We start from the raw sequence: 3,330 nt of genomic DNA, 5'->3' as shown, positions 1-3,330 counted from the left end.
ATTATGCAAGACCTACCCTACGCTTACTCATGAAAAAATAACGGGACATGAGCATATTGCCCCAGGGCGGAAAACTGATCCAGGTCCTTATTTTGACTGGCAAAAGCTTACAAAAATGTTGGAATGACAGACATAAAAAAAGCCGCCTTTAGGCGGCTCTTTTTATAATTAATCATCAATTATTTTGTGATAGCAATCAACTCAATTTCAAAAATCAAGGTTTCGTTAGGACCGATTAAGTTTCCTGCACCACGTGGACCGTAAGCCAGATTAGCTGGAACAACGATGCGCCATTTAGACCCTTCTTTCATCATTTTCAATGCTTCTTGCCAGCCTTGAATAACACCATTGACTGGGAATGTAGCTGGCTCGCCACGGTCATATGAGCTATCGAAAACGGTACCGTCGATTAATGTACCTTTATAGTTAGCAATGACTTTGTCATTTTCTGTTGGCGTCGCGCCATCACCTTCTTTCAGGACTTCGTATTGTAGACCGCTATCTGTTGTGACAACGCCATCTTTCTTAGCGTTCTCTTCCATAAATGCTTTAGCTTGAGCTTGTTTCTCGTTCATGACTTTAGCTAGCTCTTGCGCTTTTTGGGCTTGGTAAGCTTGAACAACTTGTTCTGCAGTGGCTTGGTCAAGTTGGGGTTGCTGGCCAGCCATCATATCGGCAACACCTGCTTTGAAAGCTTCAATATCCAGTTCCACACCTTCTTGCATCATATTTTGACCAACTTGAATACCAAAGATGTAACTAATTTTTTGTTTATCTGTGTCTAATGTTGTGGCGTTGTCAGCAGCCATTACGTTTGCTCCAAATAGTAAAGGTAAAATAGCGAGTGTTTTTAATTTCATATAATGCTCTCAATGTATTTATAAGGTGCGTGCCGATTTTAGTACAATGTTTGTGAACGAAAGTTCATAACCATACGCTAAATCCACAATATTTTCACGACCCCAATGAGCTAATAACTGAGAAAAACACTTGGTTATTAATCTAATTGATACTATAATAGTACCAATTAGGAGGTGCACCAATGTTGCGAATGGGAAAATTAACAGATTATGGCATCGTGCTGATGAGTCACTTTGCGTCTAATCTGCAAGTTCAACATAGTGCACATGCTATTGCTGAAGCAGTGAAAGTACCACTGCCAACGGTTAGAAAAGTTTTAAAGTTATTGTCTCACTCAGGCTTATTAAAGTCAGAAAGAGGCGTTATGGGGGGCTACAGTCTAAGTCGTCACCCCGATGACATCACCGTTGCAGAAATCATCACAGCGATAGAAGGGCCAATTGCGTTGACGGAATGCGTAAGCACAGACAGTCACTGTGATCAGGAAACACACTGTGCCGTGCAAACCAATTGGACCAAAATTAACGACGCTGTTTTCCATGCGTTAGACGAAGTAAAACTATCGGACATGCTGGCCCCGCAGTCTTCTCTCGCGGGCAGCCCGATTAGATTCTATTCATCTTATAACGGGATGAATAAAACAACTTTACAGGATGGTGAGTTCCATGACTGAACAAAGTCAACAACTTGAAGCGATTACGCAGAAAGAATACAAAGCAGGATTTGTTACTGATATCGAAGTAGATAGTCTGCCACCAGGCTTAAATGAAGATGTAATCAGACAAATCTCTTTTATCAAGAATGAACCTGAATGGATGCTGGAGTGGCGATTGAAAGCCTATGGTCATTGGCTAACCATGGATACGCCGGAATGGGCACACGTTCATTATCCTGAGATTGACTATCAAGACATCAGTTATTACTCAGCGCCCAAGAAAAAAACAGACGGTCCAAAAAGTCTGGATGAAGTCGATCCCGAGTTATTAAAAACTTATGAAAAACTGGGTGTGCCTCTGGATGAGCGAGGACGTCTGGCAGGTGTCGCTGTCGACGCAGTATTTGACAGTGTCTCTGTTTCAAACACGTTTAAAGACAAATTAGCTGAGCAAGGCATTCTATTTATGCCAATTTCAGAAGCTATCCAAGAGCATCCTGAATTGGTAAAAAAATATATTGGCAGTGTGGTTCCACACAAAGACAATTTTTATGCGGCACTGAACTCAGCCGTTTTTACCGATGGCTCGTTTGTCTATATTCCTAAAGGCGTACGTTGCCCAATGGAGCTATCTACTTATTTCCGTATCAATGCCGCCAATACGGGTCAGTTTGAACGTACATTAATCATTGCCGATGATGACGCTTATGTCAGTTATCTGGAAGGCTGTACCGCGCCAATGCGTGATGAAAATCAGCTTCATGCCGCGGTGGTTGAATTGGTGGCGATGGACCGGGCTGAGATCAAATATTCTACGGTTCAAAACTGGTATCCGGGCGATGAAAATGGCAAAGGCGGCATTTACAACTTTGTCACTAAGCGTGCTGCCTGTCGTGGTGAATCGTCGAAAGTTTCCTGGACACAAGTAGAAACGGGTTCCGCTATTACCTGGAAATATCCAAGTGTAGTTTTACAAGGGGATAATTCGGTCGGTGAATTTTATTCTGTAGCTGTGACGAACAACATGCAGCAAGCCGATACCGGTACCAAAATGATCCACCTGGGTAAGAACACCAGCTCAACGATTATTTCAAAAGGTATTTCTGCCGGTCGTTCGCAGAACGCCTATCGTGGATTGGTAAGAGTCGGGCCTAATGCGGAAAATGCGCGTAACTACACCGAGTGTGACTCTTTATTGATGAGTGACACTTGTGGTGCCCACACTTTCCCTTACATCGAAGTGAAAAATCCGACAGCAAAAGTAGAGCATGAAGCGTCTACCTCAAAAATCAGTGAAGACCAGTTGTTTTATTGTAAACAGCGTGGTCTGGACGCTGAGGACGCGGTGTCAATGATTGTGAATGGCTTTTGCAAACAAGTGATTCGTGAATTACCGATGGAATTCGCTGTAGAAGCACAAAACTTACTTGGTTTGTCATTAGAAGGTTCCGTGGGCTAAGACCCATAAGAGAACTGCGAAACAATATTCAGAAATTTTAGAGAGTGAAGATGTTAACAATTAAAAATTTACACGCCAGCGTTGATGGCAAAGAAATTCTTCGCGGTATAGACATGACAGTGAACCCAGGTGAGGTCCATGCCATCATGGGGCCTAATGGTGCTGGTAAAAGTACGCTGTCCAATGTTTTGGCCGGACGTGATGGCTATGAAATTACTCAAGGTGAAGTCATTTACAAAGGCGAAAACCTATTAGAACTTGAACCTGAAGAGCGAGCTCAACGAGGCGTATTTTTGGCGTTCCAATATCCGGTTGAAATTCCTGGCGTCAGCAATGTGTATTTACTTAAATCTGC

The 3,330-nt window shown here is 42.9% G+C and carries 4 protein-coding genes and 1 pseudogene; 4 read left to right on the top strand and 1 reads right to left on the bottom strand.

The genetic code is table 11. The features are described from left to right. Window positions 1-127: pseudogene (locus B4K20_RS11280) on the top strand (1,6-anhydro-N-acetylmuramyl-L-alanine amidase AmpD); the annotation flags it as partial. A 52-nt stretch (window positions 128-179) separates the two neighbouring features. Here the strand turns inward: B4K20_RS11280 and B4K20_RS11275 are convergent. Next, window positions 180-860: an FKBP-type peptidyl-prolyl cis-trans isomerase gene (locus B4K20_RS11275; RefSeq protein WP_289282960.1), complete on the bottom strand. Its 681-nt coding sequence runs from the start codon at window positions 858-860 to the stop codon at window positions 180-182. 191 nt (window positions 861-1,051) lie between these two features. On the opposite strand from B4K20_RS11275, the gene B4K20_RS11270 reads away from it, so the two are divergent. The 3 genes from B4K20_RS11270 to B4K20_RS11260 all read left to right on the top strand — a co-directional run. Further along, entirely contained in the window at window positions 1,052-1,534 is a 483-nt protein-coding gene (locus B4K20_RS11270) for an SUF system Fe-S cluster assembly regulator (RefSeq protein ID WP_289282959.1), read from the top strand. Next, a complete protein-coding gene (gene sufB, locus B4K20_RS11265) occupies window positions 1,527-2,975 on the top strand; it encodes a Fe-S cluster assembly protein SufB (RefSeq protein WP_289282958.1) in 1,449 nt (482 codons plus the stop codon). The genes B4K20_RS11270 and sufB overlap by 8 nt, the downstream gene beginning before the upstream one ends. Before the next feature lie 50 nt (window positions 2,976-3,025). Next, the coding region (locus B4K20_RS11260; protein WP_289282957.1) for an ATP-binding cassette domain-containing protein at window positions 3,026-3,330 on the top strand (305 nt) is incomplete at its 3' end.

It is taken from the genome of Methylophaga sp. UBA5088 (assembly GCF_002414625.1).
GTDB lineage: Bacteria > Pseudomonadota > Gammaproteobacteria > Nitrosococcales > Methylophagaceae > Methylophaga > Methylophaga marina.
The sequence above is the reverse complement of the archived record's forward strand: the minus strand, read 5'-3'. Positions and strand labels throughout refer to the sequence as shown.

Coding starts and splice junctions, on each gene's coding strand:
- B4K20_RS11275 (WP_289282960.1), bottom strand. CDS start 860: ATGAAATTAAAAACACTCGCTATTTTACCTTTACTATTTGGAGCAAAC.
- B4K20_RS11270 (WP_289282959.1), top strand. CDS start 1,052: ATGGGAAAATTAACAGATTATGGCATCGTGCTGATGAGTCACTTTGCG.
- sufB (WP_289282958.1), top strand. CDS start 1,527: ATGACTGAACAAAGTCAACAACTTGAAGCGATTACGCAGAAAGAATAC.